A 17,011-nucleotide genomic window follows, 5' to 3' on the forward strand; every position below is an offset into this window, starting at 1 on the left:
AGGAGCGTCGTCATCCCAGCGAAAGCTGGGATCCATTTTGACTTTGGCTTTGGCTGTTCACGCCAAGCAAAGAGCAGAATCAAGATGGATCCCAGCTTTCGCTGGGATGACGGACGGGATTTTCGTTATTAGGAGTGGATGCCGACATGCCTGCCAACTACCACATCATCGGCAATTACATCTCGCCCTACGTGCGCAAGGTACTTGTGTGCATGGAATTGAAAGGCCTGGACTACAGCATCGACCCGATCGCGCCGTTCGTGGGCAACGAGCGTTTCAGCGAGTTGAGCCCATTGCGCCGTATCCCGGTGCTGATCGACGGCGCCCGCGTCATCAACGATTCTTCGGTGATCTGCCAGTACCTGGACGAACTCCATCCGCAACCTTCTCTGTATCCGGCCGATATCGGCGACCGTGCGCAAGCGCGCTGGCTTGAGGAGTACTGCGATTCGTGGCTGGGCGATGTGGTGATCTGGGGCATGTTCTACCAAAAGGGCGTCAAGCGTTACCTGTTCGGCGAAGAGCCAGACGAAACCGTCATCGCCCGCGCGCGCGACGAGCAGCTTCCCGTTGCGCTGGACTATCTGGAATCGCAGATGCCGGCGGAAGGTTTCTTGTTCGGCGAACTCAGCGTGGCCGACATCAGCATCGCCAGTTTCTTCCGCAACGCCGCCTTCGTGCGTTATGCGGTGGATGCGCAGCGCTGGCCGCGTACGGCGGCGCTGTTGGAACGTATGTGGGCATTGCCCGCCTTCCAGAAGCTCGGTGAATTCGAGCAGAAGAGCATGCGTACGCCCTTGCCGGAGCAGCGAAAGGTTCTGGTGGAACTGGGCGCGCCGGTCAGCGCGGAAACGTTGGGAACCTCGCCGCCACGGCGCGGGGTGATGCGGCTGGAATGAAGTCCAGCCGCGGGCAAGGCCGGTGCCCTGCCCGCGGCCTGCTCATGCGCGAATGCCGTGGCCAGCGCTAACGCGCGGCATTGCTGTTCATCACTCCATTGCGGCCGGCATCCAGGTACTGGGCTGGATCGCGCATGCCGGTGGTATGGCATTGTCCGGTCACGTGCCCCTGGTTCACCGCGCCGGGCAACTGCCCGTAGGCCTTCTCGGTGGTGCCGTCCTCCGGATCGGAGAGCACCAGGTCGGAGGCAAAATTGCAGTAGTCGTTGGTCCACCAGTTGGTGCTCTTGAATGAGGTGGTGTAGTAGTTCACCTTGGCCCGCGCCCAACTCGGAATGCCCGCCAGCCAGGCCGAGGCGCCGTCGTAGGTCATGTCGTAGTTGGAGCCGCAGGCCACACCAAACCAGGATCCAACCGTGGCGATGATGCCGGACAGGTTGGTGCCCTGATAAGGCGTGCCCACCGATTGCATCAAGCGGTTGCCGGTCGCGTTGTCCAGGCCGCTCCAGTAGTAGGCGTATAAGTGCAGCGCCGCGGCACCGCCCTGGCTATGGGCCACTGTGCCGAACGAGTTCCAGGCACTGCCGTAGTTTTTCAGCAACTGTGCGAACTGGTCGTGGCTGCGATTCTGGTTGGTATCTAGGAACGCGGAAGCGTTGGTGAACTGCGATTGCGGCCAGACCCCGCCGGAGCAATAGCCATGCACCAGGATCAAGCGCGAGCCGGTGCCTGCCTTGGTCTGCATAAGGGCCGGGCGCGGGCCCATTACCATCGATTCATCGACAACCGCGCTGCGCTTGGCCAGCGTCGCGATGCTGCTCGGCAGCGCGAGGCTCAGGCTTCCTGCGCTGGCCACGGGGATGAAGTAATCGGCATCCTCGATGCGTACGTTGCGCAGCGAGAATGGCGCACGCGCGCCGGCGCGTTGGATCCAGCGCTGGTCGAAACCCAACGGCAACTGCCGGCCCTTGGCCGAAGCCATGCCGCCGATCCAGGCCACCGGCACCTGCCTGCCGTCCGTACCCCGACCCCAGACCTCGGCGAACACGCGGTAGCGACGTGCGGGATCCAGATTGCCCGTCACCGGAATACCCAGGCTCATGCGCGTGCCGCCTGCCGACACCGCGCCGACCTGCGACGCGACAAGCTTCAATCCGGGCGCAATCACCGGCACCACATGCTCGGCCGTGCGCATGAACGCAGCACCATCGCGGTCGATGCCATGCGCTATGACCTGGACAATGTAAGTACCCGTTGCGCTCGGCGTGAACGTACCGCCATAAATCCCGTCGCGCGCGACCGCATCGCCACGGCGTCCATCGTCGGACATCGGCCATCGGCTCTCGCTGCCATCCGGTGCGATCACCCGCAGGCTACCGCGCTGAATACGGCCGGCCGCCGCACCCATCACAGTGCTCTTCTGCGCGCTGCCACTGAGCACCGCAGTGAAGCCCAAACTGTTGCCGACCCACTGACGTCGATGCACGGGATACGACGCCAGCTCGGTACTGGCTTCGCCTTCCATCAACACATAACCGCGTTGCGCTTGGCTGCTCTTGGCTAGACGGTTAGCGGACCGCAGGGTCAGCGTCCATTGACCGCGCTGCAGCCCTTCCAGGACGTATTCCGTGGCTGGATACGCATTGTCGGCCAGGCCCAGTCGGGTCGCCTTGGCGCTGCCGGCCATCTTCTGCGCGATCAACGGGCGACCGGAAGGCGAAGCCAATTCCGGTTGCCAATCGGCGCCACCCGAGAACAGCGCGAAACGCAATTTGCCGTTCTCTACCGGCAGGCTGATCGCCGCAGCGCTCTTGCCGCTTAACTCGATCGGCAGCAGCGCGCTCTTGGAGATCACTGCCGACTGCGCCGGATCGGGCGCGCGCATCTGCGCGAACTCTTCTGGCGGGCCGGACAACTGCTTGGGAATCAATGCGGTCTGAGCCTGGGACACGGACGCGGACAGCGATAACGCGAACAACAGCGACAGCTTCATTGCCTTGGACATGATGCCTTCCCCTTCCTTATGGTCATGGACACGTCGGTCGGCGCGGCAAATTACGGCCGGCCGGACGACGTGGATGGGCACACCCGCAGATCCCTGCTTCCCGAATGGCAAAGCCGGTTATACGGGTTCCGGGGGGCGGTTCAATGTGCGCTGCAGCAGGCCGCAGCAGATTTGGAAGGCAACTGTGCTGCGCGTCTCAGCGACGGACGACGCGAAGCATCCCGTAGGTCGCGACCAAAGCCACCAGGGCAATGCCGATCGCCAGCCATTCCTTGCCGGTCAAGGTGGTTACGATCAACAGCATCGCCACCACCGCCAGCAGCGGCACCAGCGGTCCGCCCCACAACACGAAGGGCTCGCCGCGTTCGCGCAAACCGATCCTCTGCCCGCGCCATGCCGCAAGACTCACCAACGCATAGACCAGACAGATCGCGCCGCCGGAAATGAGCGCCAGCGCATCGAAGGTGCCGCCCAGCGCCAGCAGCCACGCCAATACCGCGTGCGTGGCCAGCGCCAGCAACGGCACGCGATGGGTGGCGCTGACGCGGCCGTAGGCGTGCGGCAGATAACCGTCGCGTCCCAATGCGAACAATAGCCGCGACGAACCGAGAAGGTTGCCGAGCAGAAATCCGGCCATCGAAATGCAGGCAGTGACCAGCAACACGATGCGACCCGTCTTCCACAGCACGCCAGCCGTATCGGCGATGGGTACGCCGCTCGCTGCCAACACCGGACCCAGCAACCCCTGACTGACGATCTGCAGACCCATGTACAGCAACACCACCAGCAGGATCGCCACCATGGTCGCGCGCGGTACGCTGCGCGAAGGATCGCGCACTTCGCCGGAAGGAACCAATGCGGTTTCCATGCCCGAGTACGCGAACATCACCAGCACCATGCCGGTGCCCAGTGCGGTCCATGACGGAAGATCGCCGACCGCGAAACTCACCTGGGTCCAATCCACGAAGAACAGGCCGATTCCCACCAACGAGAACAAGGGCGTCAGTTTCAACGCAGCCAGCGTGGTAATGGCGCGGGCGCCCAACTTCACCCCGAAAGCGTTCAAGGCGAACAGCAGCAGATAGAGGATCGTCAGCAAGCCAATGCGCGGCAACGGTTGCGTGAACAACGGCACTAGATTGGCCATCTGCACCGCGAACGCGGCGGCCACGCCCGCGCTGGAGGCCACATTGCTGATCCACATCAACGCGCCGGCGATGAAACCGGCGAAGCTGCCGAAGGTCGCTCCCAGATAGCTGATCGGTCCGCCGGTGGCGACCGCGCGGCTGCCGATGGCGGCGAAGCACAAGGCGACCGGAACGATGGCCAGCGCACCGGCGATCAGCGCCAGCGGTGCGGCTGTACCCAACTGCGCGGACAATGCGGCCGGCATGCGGAAAATGCCGCCGCCGACGATGATGTTCATCACTGCGGCGGCGAGCGCGAACGAGCCGACCGCGCGGATCAGAGCGGCGTCGCCTTCCAGCGGCTTGGTTTGGGCAACAGGTTCGGCGCTCATAGGTGTCCTTAGTCGGGGCGCAGGCAGCGTCGCATGACTGGCCCATGGATTGCGAATCGTGCGCAGGTTATCGATATTCCATCGGCTTATGTAGAGAACCGCGCCGGTCGCGATACCATCGCGACATCCCGTGTGGAGTCTCCGGATGTTTTCCGTCAATCAGTTTGCGATGCTGGGTTTGTCTTCCCTTCTGGGCCTGAGCGTTGCCGTCTCGGCACATGCACAGGACTCCGACGCCGCCAAGGAGCTGCAACGCCTTCAACCCAAGATCGTCGAATGGCGTCGCGACCTGCACGAACATCCCGAGCTCGGCACCCATGAAGTCCGCACCGCGAAACTGGTCGCCGATCAGCTGCGCGCGCTAGGCCTGCAGCCGAGAACCGGCATCGCGCAAACCGGCGTCATCGCCATCCTCAAAGGCGGCAAACCCGGCCCGCGCATCGCCATCCGCGCCGACATGGACGCGCTGCCGGTGACCGAGCAGACCGGCCTGCCCTTCTCGTCGAAGGTGACCGGCGAATATCGCGGCCAGCCGGTCGGCATCATGCACGCCTGTGGCCATGACGCGCACGTGGCGATGCTGCTGGGCGTGGCTTCGGCGCTGGCGGCGATGAAGGATCAGTTGCCGGGCGAGGTCATGTTCGTATTCCAGCCCGCCGAGGAAGGTCCGCCCAACGCGGGTGAGGAGTTCGGCGCCGCGTTGATGTTGAAGCAGGGCATCTTTACCGACTTCAAACCCGACGCGGTGTTCGGGCTGCACGTCTGGGCCGGCCTGCCGGTCGGCAAGGTCGGCACCCGCAGCGGCGCGCTGATGGCCAGCGCCGACGAATGGACGCTGACCGTGCATGGCAAACAGACTCACGGTTCGCGACCCTGGGATGGCGTAGACCCGATCACGATCGGTGCGCAGATCCTGCTGGGCACGCAATCGATCATCGCGCGTCAGGTCAATATAGCGGCCACGCCGGTGGTGCTGACCGCAGGACAGTTCCAGAGCGGCGTGCGCTTCAACATCATTCCCGATGAAGCCAAGTTGGTGGGCACTCTGCGCACCTTCGATCCGGTGGTGCGTCAGGACGTGATAGATCGTTTCCGCCGCACCGCGGAAGACTTCGCCCATGCCGGCGGCGGCAAGGCGGAACTGCAGGTGGTGAACAATGCACCGGCCACGATCAACGATCCGGAACTGGCACAACGCGGCCGCGCTTCGCTGGAGCACGCGCTGGGCGAAGGCAACGTGGTGGAGATGCCGCTGGTCACCGTAGCCGAGGACTTCTCGCAGTACGCCACCGCCGCGCCGACTTTCTTCTTCTTCGTCGGATCGACTGCCCCCGGCACCGACCCCGCGACCGCGCCGATCAACCATTCGCCGCAGTTCCTGCTGGACGAACAGTCGCTGCAGGTCGGCAGCAAGGCGATGCTGCAGGTGGCGCTGGATTACTTGAATCAGCCGAGCCGGTGATGAGGTTACATACCAAGCCAGACACGTAGCGGATGGCTTGGATCCGCCAACAGCCTGATGGCCAGTGCCACCGACACGATCACCAGCAGCGGTTTGATGATCCTGGCGCCCTTCTTCATCGCGTAGCGCGAACCCAGCTGCGCGCCGAGGAACTGTCCGGCGCCCATGATCAGTCCGACCTTCCACAAGATCGCCCCGTGCACCAGGAATACGGCAAAGGCGCCGACGTTGGAGCCGAAGTTCAAGAATTTGGTGTGCGCCGTCGCCTTGAGCACGCCGTAGCCCGCCAGTGCGATGAAGCCCAGCATCAGGAACGAACCGGTGCCGGGGCCGAACACGCCGTCGTAGAAACCGATCGCCGGCACGAAAGTCAACGCGAAGGCCGTGGCGCTCAAGCGCCGATGGCGATCCAGTTCTCCGACATCCGGCTTGAACCCGAAGTAGAGGGCGATGCCGATGAGAAGGAACGGTAGGACCGCTTTCAGGACTTCGGCCGGCACCACCGTCGCCAGCAGCGCACCCGCCACCGCGCCCAATGCCGCCGTCAGCGCCATCGGCAATTGAGCCCGCAGGTTTACATGGCCGTGACGCGCATAGGAGAGACTGGCCGAGCCCGAGCCGAATAGCGATTGCAGCTTGTTGGTGCCCAGCACTTGCAGCGGCGGAATGCCCGCCAGCAACATCGCCGGAATGGTGACCATGCCGCCGCCGCCGGCAATGGCGTCTATGAATCCCGCGAGCATCGCGGCGATGAACAACAGCAGCAGAATCAGCAGACCTAGCTCTTCCAAGTGATCATCCGGTGGCATGGAACGGGACGCAGGCACCACGTCGGGCACCGAATGCGAAGCCGATGATATCCCCACCGCGGCCCACGGATGCGCGTCGCGGGTTAGCATCGCGCAAACCCATGGAGTACATCGATGCCCTTCCCTGTCCGAATCGTTCCGCTGTTCGCCGCGTTGGCCATCGCTTTCAACGCGCACTCGCAAGAAGCGCCGGTCCAGCGCGCCGAGATCGCCGCTGCGGCGAAGAACCTGGACGCGAAGATCGTCGCCTGGCGTCGCGATTTCCATGCACACCCGGAACTCTCCAATCGCGAGGAGCGCACTTCGGCCAAGGTGGCCGAACACCTGCGTGCACTCGGCTTGCAACCGAAGATCATGGCCGGCCACGGCGTGGTGGCGATAGTCGCCGGTGGCAAGCCGGGACCGAAGATCGCCCTGCGTGCGGACATGGACGCGTTGCCGGTGACCGAACAGACCGGCCTGCCGTTCGCGTCGAAAGCGACTTCCACCTATCGCGGCGAGAACGTCGGCGTAATGCACGCCTGCGGTCACGACGCGCACACCGGCATCCTGATGGGCGTGGCCGAGGCGCTGGTGGCCATGCGCAAGGACTTGCCCGGTTCGGTGATGCTGATTTTCCAACCCGCCGAGGAAGGCCCGCCACCGCCGGAGGAAGGCGGCGCTTCGCTGATGCTGAAGGAAGGATTATTCAAGGACTTCAAGCCGGAAGCGGTGTTCGGACTGCATGTGTTCTCCAGCGTGCAGGCGGGACAGATCGCGGTACGGCAGGGGCCGCTGATGGCCGCCTCGGACCGGTTCTCGATCAAGGTGACCGGCCGACAAACGCACGGCTCGGCGCCATGGAACGGCATCGATCCCATCGTAGCTGCGGCGGACATGATCGGCACCGCGCAGACCATCGTCAGCCGCCGCACCAATATCGCCAAGCTGCCGGCGGTGGTGACCTTCGGCGCCATCAAGGGCGGCATTCGCTACAACATCATTCCCGATGAGGTGGAAATGGTCGGCACCATCCGCACCTTCGATCCGAAGATGCGCCAGCAGGTCTTCGCCGACTTGCGCAACGTGGCCGAGCACACCGCTGCCGCGCATGGCGCTACCGCGCAGACCGATATCTACGAGAAAGACGGCAATCCACCCACCGTCAACGATCCCGCGCTGACCGCAAGGATGTTGCCCAGCCTGCAGGCCGTGGTCGGCAAGGACAATGTGTACGAGCCGCCGCCGCAGATGGGCTCGGAGGATTTCTCGCTGTATGCGCTGGAAGTGCCGTCGATGTTCTTCTTCGTCGGCTCGACCTCCAAAGGCATCGATCCGGCCACCGCGCCCAGCAACCATTCGCCGAAATTCCTGCTCGACGAAGCCTCGCTGGATATAGGTTTCCGCGCGCTGATGGAAGTGACGCTGGACTACCTGCACGGCGAAAACGGCTAACGCACCGGCGTTATTCCACCACCACCCGGTAGCTTGCGGTCCGCACCGGCTCGACTCCCTGTTCCCAGGAACGCCGGTACACCAGGCGCAGGGTGGTCGTTCCGCTCTGCACGGCGCGGTAACGCCAGCGCGAGGTTCCGCCGGCTCCCAGCATCGGCGGAGCCGCCGGTGCGGCGCTTGCGGGCACCGGCGCCGGTTCGAGCACCGGGCTGCCGTCCTCGACGACTTCCCAGGCGTAGCCCGTGCTGGCATTGCTGTCCAGTGCGATCGCCAGCAGCTGGCCGCGCCGCAGGCGGGTTTCGTCGCCTGCGCGCGCGTCGACCACGAGGGAGTCCGACGCGTTCCCGGAAGTTTCGGCCTTGTCGCTCGATTCCGTGGCGCATCCGGGCAAGGCCATGGCGCACGCGAGAAGGACGACGACTTGCGGCTTTAAGGACATGACTGGATCCTGTGGCGGAGGGCGGAATTCGCAGTTTTATACACCTGACCTTACCGGCGCGCCCGTAAAATGAAAGCCATGAATACTCCACAAGATTCCACTCTGGGCCAGGAAGTCGCCTACCCATCGCAATATGACGCTGGCTTGCTGTTCCCGATTCCGCGCGCCACCGGACGCGCAGAGATCGGCATCGCCGGCGACGCGCTGCCCTTCATCGGTCATGACCGTTGGCAGGCCTATGAGCTGAGCTGGCTGGATGCGCGCGGCAAGCCGTGCGTGGCCACCGCCACTTTCACCGTGCCCTGCGATTCGCCGAACCTGGTGGAATCCAAATCGCTGAAGCTTTACCTCAACTCGTTGAACTCGGAACGTTTCAACAGCGATGAGGCCGCGCGCGAACGCATCGCCATCGACCTGTCGGCACGCGCAGGCGCGGACGTGACGGTCGCGTTCGGCTTGCCGGAAATGTCGGCAGCGGATGAAGGCGAATCCATCGACGCGCAGGACATCGAAATCGGCGATTACGGTCCGCCGAACCCCTCCTACCTTTCGTCGGATGAAGCGCAAATCGTTGAAGAGGTATTTGTCTCACATTTGCTCAAGTCCAACTGCCCGGTCACCGGCCAGCCGGACTGGGGCAGCGTGGTGTTGGCCTATCGCGGACCGCGTATCGAACGCAGCGGACTGCTGCGTTACCTGGTGAGTTTCCGCGAGCATGCCGGCTTTCACGAACAATGCGTGGAGCGCATATTTCAAGAGGTTTCGACGCATTGCCGGCCCAGCCGGTTGTCGGTCGAAGCGCGTTATACGCGGCGCGGCGGATTAGACATAAACCCCTGGCGCGCGACGCACGGATCCGCTTCGCCTATCGCTCTGCGCGAGACCCGCCAATAGCGTTATGAACCGGGAAATTGTGGTTTCACCTGCAGGCGATGAATTCTTAACAATGCATGTGTAGATTTGGCGTCCCAGCACCCCACTCCCTCAGGGAGGAGCCCCGCATGAGCACCGAAAAGAAAGCTGATTTTTCCGATGTCACCGCCAAGGTCGACAGCACCGAGCAGAAAGCGGCTGATTTTTCTGATGTCACCGCCAAGGTCGACAGCACCGAGGAAATCATCGGCGAGCGCACCTACACCATCGAGAAAGGCGACACCCTTTCCAAGATCGCCAAGGAACAGCTTGGTCACGCCAGTGCGTGGAAACAGATCTTCGAAGCCAACCGAGATGTGCTGGACGATCCCGACCGCATTTTCCCGGGTCAGGTGATTAAGTTGCCGCCCGGCACCGATACGACCGCCTGATCCTGCTTCTCTCTCCCAATCAAACCATTCAAGGACCGACATCATGAAACCCAATCGCATCTCCTACGCTCTGATCGTCGCTTTGGCCGGCACCGTTGCCCTGGCCGGTTGCAAGAAGAAAGAAGAGGCCGTCGCGCCGGCACCGGTCGTGACCGAGCCCGCGCCCGCTCCCGCCCCGGTTGAGCCGGCTCCGGCTCCGGTCAGCGCCACCAGCGTCACCGTCGGCAACACCGCCGCCGCAGACAAGTCGGTCGCTGCCGTCAGCACGTTCGGCGTCAAGGACAAGATCATCGTTTCGGTCAAGACCGATGCCGCCACTGCCGCCAACGCCGCCATCGATGCCAAGCTGACTTATCAGGATGGCCAGGTCGCCGGGCAGCAGACCGCCAACGTCAAGGCAGAAGACGCCGGCACCACCAATGTCGAATTCACCAAGGCCACCCCGTGGCCGGCCGGCAAGTACAAGGTCGACGTGACCGTCAACGGCCAGCCCGCTGGCATGACCCAGGAAATCGAAGTCAAGTAAACCGCCCTCTCTCCAGGGTGGCAAGCTCGGGCGCGGAGCAATCCGCGCCTTTTTTTGTCCGCGACAAAAGTCGGCTTTGCCCTGCGCGCCGCTAAGCGCGACAATGCCGGTCCGCTTCACACGCATCGCGCGCGGCCCCCGCGGCGCGCTCCGTTCCAACCCCAGGAGCAACTCCATGGCAGAACCCGTCCTCACCCCGCCCGCCGGCGGTGAAACCATCACCATCAGCGGCGGCAAGCTCAATGTGCCCAACCACCCCATCATTCCCTTCATCGAGGGCGACGGCACCGGTCCCGACATCTGGCGCGCTTCGGTGCGCGTGCTCGATGCGGCCGTAGAGAAAGCCTATGGCGGCGCGAAGAAGATCCACTGGCTGGAAGTATTCGCCGGCGAAAAAGCCAACAACAACTACGGCACCTGGCTACCCGAATCCACCGTGCAGGCCTGCCGCGATTATCTGGTGAGCATCAAAGGTCCGCTGACCACGCCGGTCGGCGGCGGCATCCGTTCGCTCAACGTGGCGCTGCGCCAGATGCTGGATCTGTACGTCTGCCTGCGGCCGGTGCGCTGGTTCGAAGGCGTGCCTTCGCCGGTGAAGAAACCGGGCGACGTGGACATGGTGATCTTCCGCGAGAACACCGAGGACATCTACGCCGGTATCGAATGGGCCGGCGGCAGCGCCGAGTCGCAGAAGGTGTTGGACTTCATCGCCAAGGAATTCCCGCAACCGTTCGGCAAGATCCGCTTCGGCACCCAGGAAAAAGTCGACGAATGGCAGAAGGCGCTGGAAAGCATCGGCGCGCCGCACCGCGACATGACCGTGGAAGTCGGCATCGGCATCAAGCCGGTCAGCCGCCTGGGCACCGAGCGCCTGGTGCACAGCGCCATCGGTTATGCGATCGAGAACAAGCGCAAGTCGGTGACCCTGGTGCACAAGGGCAACATCATGAAGTACACCGAGGGCGGCTTCCGCGATTGGGGCTACCAGGTGGCGCGTGATTTCTACGGTGCGGTCGAGCTGGACGGTGGCCCGTGGATGATCATTCCGGAAGGCAAGCCGGGCGCCGGCCTGATCATCAAGGACGCCATCGCCGACGCCTTCCTGCAGCAGATCCTGTTGCGTCCGAAGGAATACGACGTCTCGGCGACGCTGAACTTGAACGGCGATTACCTGTCCGACGCTCTGGCGGCGCAGGTCGGCGGCATCGGCATCGCGCCTGGCGCGAACATCAACTACGTCACCGGCCATGCCGTGTTCGAAGCCACCCATGGCACCGCGCCCAAGTACGCCGACCTGGACAAGGTCAACCCGGGTTCGGTAATCCTGTCGGGCGAGATGATGCTGCGCTACCTGGGCTGGACCGAAGCGGCCGACGCCATCATCGAAGGCGTCAACAAAGCCATCGCCAGCAAGCGCGTCACCTACGACTTCGCCCGTCTGATGGAAGGCGCCACCGAAGTGAAGTGCAGCGAGTTTGCTGACGAGATCATCAAGCACCTTTGAAACAGGTGCTCTGAAACAGGTGCTCTGCGAAACGAAAAAGCCCGGCACCTCCGGGCTTTTTTCTTGGCTGCCATGAAAACGCCGGAGAGACCCCTTCTCCCGCGAGCGGGAGAAGGTGGCCGCAGGGGCGATGGCGCGGCCATCTGCTGATACACGCGAGGTCACAACGCAAGAAACCTTCATGACGTAACCGCCCGGTCGACAACGAAATCCTCCTGCTTCGCTCTTCCCTCACCCGCCTTCGGCACCCTCTCCCGCTCGCGGGAGAGGGGTTTGATCCACTCATCATGATGCTGACACGCTGTCTCTCCGGACTCGCGACTTACCTCGCTCCTCTCAAGTCCTGCGCTTTTCTACGTTTGTTCCAAGGCGTAGTGCTCCACCCTCGGCTCGAACTCGAGCAGGAAGTCGCGGTCTTCGGGGTAGTACTTTGCCAGCGCGATGTCGCTACCCGCGAAGGCGGTGATGGCTTCAGCCGATTCCCAATGCGTGACGATCAGGAAATGAGTCACATAGCCCGCGCTGCGATGCAGGATTTCCACCGAGACGTTGCCCGGCGTGGAGCGATAGTCGGGAACGGCGCGTGCCTGCAGGAAGGCCAGGTATTCGGTGGATTTTTCGGCCAGAGTGACGCCATGCCAGAGACGCGCGATCACGACGGCACCTCAGCGCACTGCCAGCGCATCAAAGGAAGTGGCCACCGCCACCCGCCTGTCCAGCAGGGCCGATGGTGGAGAAACCGACACGTGAACGATGCGCACCGAGTCGGTCGCCAGGAACAACGCCAGGTCGGTCGATTCCGGATACACCGTAATCCGGGGGAGATCTACGATGCGGTGCGCCCGGAAATAGGCGACATCCTGCGGCGATGCGCGCACGCTGACGACGGGCAGATCGACGATGCGGCCATCGACCGCTACGTTCGCTGGGAAGCTTATGCGACTGGCCGCCGCGGTGGCCGTTGCCAGCACTGCCAAAGCGGTCAGTGGAATAACGAAGTTGGTATTCATGGTGTGGACTCCATGCATTCCTGCATGGCGGTCTGCCGCTTGTTCAGCAGGTCGCGCAGGTTTGCGATTGGGTGGACTTCCCGTAGGGGAACGAAGCGGATCGGTGGACGTGACCCAGTTGCTCTGGCGCAGGCTCGTCGTCGTCGATCTGCGGGAAGGGTTCGTCGATGTCGTCGTTATGGCCGGTGCTTGCCGGACGCCCGCCCAAAAGCAGGAGATTCCGGTACGCGCGACTAGCTTGTTTCCGAAGCCCGACGGAGATCGCTAGAGGTCGATCCTCAGGTCGATCCTCCGCTCCCCCGACCTGTCTTGCGGCCGGCGCGGTACGATCCAGCGATGCTGGGTCGGCGAGATTGCCTTCGATGAACATCATCCCGCGGCTGATGGCGCCCATTTCCCGCCACCAGGATTTGTAGAAGCTGCTAGCCATGATCTTCTCCTTCGCCGGCCCATCCGGCTTGAATGACAGCAAAGTTAGGCTCATCCTTAGCCTTGAAAAAGCGAAACTTCAGCAAGTCAGACTTGAGGCATATTCAAGATGAGCCGGCCACCACTGGACCAAATAGATGCTTTTGTCATCGCCGCCCGTCTCGGCAACCTGACCCGCGCGGCCGAGGCGATGCACCTGACCGTCAGCGCCCTCAGCCATCGCATGCGTCTGCTGGAGGAACGTGTGGGCCAACAGCTGTTGGCGCGCGGCCCGCGCGGCGTGGTCCTGACCCCGCAAGGACAGCGGCTGTTCGATGCGGTCGCCGAACCCATCGACGCCATCGAGCACGCGTTACGCCGGGTCAGCGCGCGCACCGACAACCTGCTCACGCTCAGCCTGATTCCATCGATGGCCACGGCGTGGCTGGTGCCGCGGTTGCCCGGATTCCTATCGCGCCATCCGGAACTGGGCCTCAGCTTGCAGGCGAGCACGCACGTGGTCGACTTCGAACGCGAGCCCGTCGATGCGGCCTTGCGCCTGGGCGCCGGCAAGTGGACGGGAATCACCGCGGAATTCCTGTTCGACGAATGGATCACGCCGGTCGCCAGCCCCGCCTTCGTGCAGCAGCACGGCAAACCAGCGCTGGCCAAGATCACGACGCTGCCCTTGCTCGGCGATCCGGCCAATCGCTGGAAGGACTGGTTCGCGGCCTTCGGCGGCAACGTGCCGGTGCGGTATGTCGCCGCCTTCGACGATACCGAAACCCTGCACCAGGCCGCAGCGCAAGGCCTGGGTGTGGCGCTGGCGCGATTGACCTTGGCCCAGCCGCTGATCGATAGCGGGCGCTTGGTGCGGTTGACGAGCAAGCGGCTCAAGGCCGAGTTCGCGCACTATCTGGTGTATCCGGAGCGCAGCCTGCAGCTTCCCGGATTCCAAGCCATGCGCACTTGGCTGTTGGAGCAGGCGACTGCTCGGTAAACGCAGACGCGACTGCCTGCGGACCGATTGAGATTACGATGCGGTCATGGAAGCCGCCGACATCTACGCCACGATCATCCGCGACGCGTTCGAGGACTATCACGCCCGCTTCGCCGATATCAGCCGGCGAGCCAAGCTGCGTTTCGAGACGCGCGACTGGGCCGCGGCGCGTATCGACGCGGTCGAGCGCATCGAGCTGTACGACCAATGCATCGCCGAATGCATGTTGCGCCTGGAGGCGACCCTGCAGGGGCGCGCGCACGATCATGCCTTGTGGTCTTCGATACGCGACGCCTACGAACGCCTGATCGGCGGCCTGATCGACCGCGAACTATTCAAGACCTTCTACAACACGCTGACTCGTCGCTTCTTCAGCACTAAGGGCGTGGATTCGACGGTGGAGTTCGTGGCCCTGGACATCGAGCCCACCGACGCCATCACCCATCCGGTGGAAAGGCATAGCTATGCAGTGTCGGAACTGCGCCCTGTCGACACCTTCACCCGGGTGCTGGGCGACTACCGTTTCAACGTGCCTTACGCGCACCGCACCCGTTGCGCGGCGGCGATTGTCGTTCGCCTGCAGGACGATTTGGCGCACTGGGGACCCAATCCGCTGCGTTCGGTGGAACTGTTGGACACGGTGTTCTACCGCGAGCGCCGCGCCTACCTGATCGGCCGCGTGTTCGGCGAGCACCGTTTCTCCCCGTTCGTGATCGCGCTGGTCAACGACGCCGGCGGCCTGCGCGTGGACGCAGTGCTGACCCATCGTGCCGACGTGGTGCACCTCTTCAGCTATTCGCGCAGCTATTTCCATGCCGACCTGGGTACGGTGGGCGATGCGGTGGTGTTCTTGCGAACGCTGCTGCCGGGCAAGCCGATCGATGAAATCTACACCGTGCTGGGCCGGGCCAAACAGGGCAAGACCGAACGCTTCCGTACCTTCTTCCGCCACTTCGCTACCCAGCGTCAGGAACAGCTGACCCAGGCCGAAGGCGAACGCGGCATGGTCATGGCGGTGTTCACCCTGCCCAGTTATCCGTTGGTGTTCAAGGTGATACGCGACCGTTTCGCGTACCCGAAAGAAATGAACCGTGCGCAGGTGGAAGCCAAGTACTCGCTGGTCTTCCACCACGACCGTGTCGGCCGGCTGGTGGACGCGCAGCCCTACCGGTTCCTGCGTTTTCCGCGCGCGCGTTTCGCGCCGGCGTTGCTGCAGGAGTTGCGCGAGAGCTGCGCCAACGGCATCAGTGAGGACGGCGAAGACGTCGTCGTGCATCTCTGTTACGTGGAGCGGCGCATGCGCCCGCTGAACCTGTACGTGCGCGAACAGAAGCCCGAGGCAGCGCGCCTGGCCGCGATCGACTACGGGCAGGCGATCAAGGACCTGGCCCGCAACAACATCTTTCCTGGCGACTTGCTGCTGAAGAACTTCGGCGTGTCCGGACACGGCCGCGCGGTGTTCTACGACTACGACGAGCTGTGCCTGATGACCGAGTGCAACTTCCGCGCCATCCCGCAGCCGCATCACCACGAGGAGGAGATGGAGGACGGTTGGTTCTATGCGGCGCCCAACGACATCTTTCCGGAGCAGTTCCCCAAGTTTCTCGGCCTGTCGCCTCCATTGATGGAGGCGTTGAAGAGCGCGCATGGCGAGATCTTCGATGTGCAGTGGTGGAAGGAACTCCAGACTCGCTTGAAGGCCGGCGACTATCCGGACACACCGCCGTACCCGGACGCCTTGCGGCTGGCCTGATCGCGCAACGCGCGTTTACCGGAGCGCATGCTAGGCTCGCCGCACTTTCAACGCGGAGTCCGCTGCATGAATCGTCTCTCCCTTTTTCTTGGTGTCGCCGTAGCCCTGTCCGCGGTGACCGGTGCCCACGCGCAGGGCGCGCCCGCACCCGCAGCGAAGAGTGAAGCCACTGCGGCTTCCGCCCTCGATACCGCGCTGGCGGGTAGCTGGCGCGATCCAGCCAATGTTGCGCGCGACGGTTACCGCCACCCGAAGGAAACGCTGTCGTTCTTCGGCCTTTCGCCTGCGCAGACGGTGATCGAGATCACTCCCGGCGGCGGCTGGTATTCGGAGATCCTGGCGCCCTACCTGCACGACAGTGGCCAGTACATCGCCGCGGTGGTCGATCCTGCCAGCGTGGCCGAAGGCAAAAGCCGCGATTACCAGCAGAAGAACAAGACCACGCTGGAGACCAAGTTCGGCGCCGCGGCGGCGCAGTACGCAAAGGCGAAGATCGTCGGCTACGATCCCAAAGCGCCGGTGTTCGGTCCTGCCGATTCGGCCGATTTGGTGCTGACCTTCCGCAACGTGCACAACTGGCGCAGTGCGGGCCAGGCCGAGGGTATGTTCAAGGGTTTCTTCGCCGTGCTCAAGCCGGGTGGGATATTGGGCGTGGTCGAACATCGCGCCAAGGCCGACGTGCCCGCCAACGACAAGAGCGGCTATGTGGGCGAGGCGCAGGTGATCGCGATGGCCGAGGCGGCAGGCTTCAAGCTGCAGGAAAAGAGCGAGGTCAACGCCAATCCACGCGACACCAAGGACCATCCCAACGGCGTATGGACCTTGCCGCCGGTGAACGACCACGAACCCGCGGACGATGCCAAGTACAAGGCAATCGGGGAAAGCGACCGGATGACGTTGCGGTTCGTGAAGCCCGCCAGTTGACCTCTTCCTTCTCCC

At 63.5% G+C, this 17,011-nt stretch carries 17 protein-coding genes; 10 read left to right on the forward strand and 7 right to left on the reverse strand.

Features of this window, described 5'->3' with window-relative positions; all coding sequences use genetic code 11:
* The first annotated feature begins 146 nt into the window (after positions 1–146).
* Complete coding sequence (locus tag AC1DTQ_RS06300) at positions 147–899, forward strand: glutathione S-transferase family protein (RefSeq protein WP_477848667.1); 753 nt, start codon at positions 147–149, stop codon at positions 897–899.
* 67 nt (positions 900–966) lie between these two features.
* Here the strand turns inward: AC1DTQ_RS06300 and AC1DTQ_RS06305 are convergent, their stop codons facing one another.
* Together AC1DTQ_RS06305 and AC1DTQ_RS06310 are read right to left on the reverse strand one after the other, a co-directional pair.
* Complete coding sequence (locus tag AC1DTQ_RS06305) at positions 967–2,904, reverse strand: choice-of-anchor X domain-containing protein (protein WP_477848668.1); 1,938 nt, start codon at positions 2,902–2,904, stop codon at positions 967–969.
* A gap of 196 nt (positions 2,905–3,100) precedes the next feature.
* Positions 3,101–4,423, reverse strand: a complete 1,323-nt coding sequence (locus tag AC1DTQ_RS06310) for an APC family permease (protein ID WP_477848669.1) — start codon at positions 4,421–4,423, stop codon at positions 3,101–3,103.
* 145 nt (positions 4,424–4,568) lie between these two features.
* On the opposite strand from AC1DTQ_RS06310, the gene AC1DTQ_RS06315 reads away from it, so the two are divergent.
* Complete coding sequence (locus tag AC1DTQ_RS06315) at positions 4,569–5,885, forward strand: amidohydrolase (RefSeq protein ID WP_477848670.1); 1,317 nt, start codon at positions 4,569–4,571, stop codon at positions 5,883–5,885.
* Between the two features lie 5 nt (positions 5,886–5,890).
* Here the strand turns inward: AC1DTQ_RS06315 and AC1DTQ_RS06320 are convergent, their stop codons facing one another.
* The gene (locus AC1DTQ_RS06320; RefSeq protein ID WP_477848671.1) at positions 5,891–6,784 is read right to left on the reverse strand and encodes a TSUP family transporter; all 894 of its coding nucleotides are present in this window, start codon (positions 6,782–6,784) and stop codon (positions 5,891–5,893) included.
* A gap of 24 nt (positions 6,785–6,808) precedes the next feature.
* Between AC1DTQ_RS06320 and AC1DTQ_RS06325 the strand changes: the two genes are divergently transcribed.
* Positions 6,809–8,128, forward strand: a complete 1,320-nt coding sequence (locus AC1DTQ_RS06325; protein ID WP_477848672.1) for an amidohydrolase — start codon at positions 6,809–6,811, stop codon at positions 8,126–8,128.
* A 10-nt stretch (positions 8,129–8,138) separates the two neighbouring features.
* Here AC1DTQ_RS06325 and AC1DTQ_RS06330 read toward each other — a convergent pair whose 3' ends face one another.
* The gene (locus AC1DTQ_RS06330) at positions 8,139–8,567 is read right to left on the reverse strand and encodes a protease inhibitor I42 family protein (RefSeq protein WP_477848673.1); all 429 of its coding nucleotides are present in this window, start codon (positions 8,565–8,567) and stop codon (positions 8,139–8,141) included.
* 78 nt (positions 8,568–8,645) lie between these two features.
* Between AC1DTQ_RS06330 and queF the strand changes: the two genes are divergently transcribed.
* The 4 genes from queF to icd all read left to right on the forward strand — a co-directional run bounded on the left by queF (position 8,646) and on the right by icd (position 11,901).
* Positions 8,646–9,461: an NADPH-dependent 7-cyano-7-deazaguanine reductase QueF gene (gene queF / locus AC1DTQ_RS06335; RefSeq protein ID WP_477848674.1), complete on the forward strand. Its 816-nt coding sequence runs from the start codon at positions 8,646–8,648 to the stop codon at positions 9,459–9,461.
* Positions 9,462–9,568: 107 nt separating this feature from the next.
* Positions 9,569–9,871, forward strand: a complete 303-nt coding sequence (locus tag AC1DTQ_RS06340) for a LysM peptidoglycan-binding domain-containing protein (protein ID WP_477848675.1) — start codon at positions 9,569–9,571, stop codon at positions 9,869–9,871.
* A gap of 43 nt (positions 9,872–9,914) precedes the next feature.
* Complete coding sequence (locus tag AC1DTQ_RS06345; RefSeq protein ID WP_477848676.1) at positions 9,915–10,397, forward strand: hypothetical protein; 483 nt, start codon at positions 9,915–9,917, stop codon at positions 10,395–10,397.
* A gap of 175 nt (positions 10,398–10,572) precedes the next feature.
* The gene (gene icd, locus AC1DTQ_RS06350) at positions 10,573–11,901 is read left to right on the forward strand and encodes an isocitrate dehydrogenase (NADP(+)) (RefSeq protein ID WP_477848677.1); all 1,329 of its coding nucleotides are present in this window, start codon (positions 10,573–10,575) and stop codon (positions 11,899–11,901) included.
* Between the two features lie 353 nt (positions 11,902–12,254).
* Here the strand turns inward: icd and AC1DTQ_RS06355 are convergent, their stop codons facing one another.
* The 3 genes from AC1DTQ_RS06355 to AC1DTQ_RS06365 are packed head-to-tail and all read right to left on the reverse strand — an operon-like array spanning position 12,255 to position 13,383.
* Complete coding sequence (locus AC1DTQ_RS06355; RefSeq protein WP_477848678.1) at positions 12,255–12,557, reverse strand: antibiotic biosynthesis monooxygenase family protein; 303 nt, start codon at positions 12,555–12,557, stop codon at positions 12,255–12,257.
* A 9-nt stretch (positions 12,558–12,566) separates the two neighbouring features.
* Positions 12,567–12,911, reverse strand: coding sequence for a hypothetical protein (locus tag AC1DTQ_RS06360; RefSeq protein WP_477848679.1), 345 nt, complete (start codon positions 12,909–12,911; stop codon positions 12,567–12,569).
* A 43-nt stretch (positions 12,912–12,954) separates the two neighbouring features.
* The gene (locus AC1DTQ_RS06365) at positions 12,955–13,383 is read right to left on the reverse strand and encodes a hypothetical protein (protein ID WP_477848680.1); all 429 of its coding nucleotides are present in this window, start codon (positions 13,381–13,383) and stop codon (positions 12,955–12,957) included.
* A gap of 66 nt (positions 13,384–13,449) precedes the next feature.
* On the opposite strand from AC1DTQ_RS06365, the gene AC1DTQ_RS06370 reads away from it, so the two are divergent.
* The 3 genes from AC1DTQ_RS06370 to AC1DTQ_RS06380 all read left to right on the forward strand — a co-directional run bounded on the left by AC1DTQ_RS06370 (position 13,450) and on the right by AC1DTQ_RS06380 (position 16,996).
* Complete coding sequence (locus AC1DTQ_RS06370; protein ID WP_477848681.1) at positions 13,450–14,319, forward strand: LysR substrate-binding domain-containing protein; 870 nt, start codon at positions 13,450–13,452, stop codon at positions 14,317–14,319.
* Positions 14,320–14,365: 46 nt separating this feature from the next.
* Positions 14,366–16,072, forward strand: coding sequence for a bifunctional isocitrate dehydrogenase kinase/phosphatase (gene aceK, locus AC1DTQ_RS06375; protein WP_477848682.1), 1,707 nt, complete (start codon positions 14,366–14,368; stop codon positions 16,070–16,072).
* A 66-nt stretch (positions 16,073–16,138) separates the two neighbouring features.
* Entirely contained in the window at positions 16,139–16,996 is an 858-nt protein-coding gene (locus tag AC1DTQ_RS06380) for a class I SAM-dependent methyltransferase (protein ID WP_477848683.1), read from the forward strand.
* Positions 16,997–17,011: the final 15 nt, after the last annotated feature.

This window comes from Pseudoxanthomonas sp. P4_B2 (genome assembly GCF_056402315.1).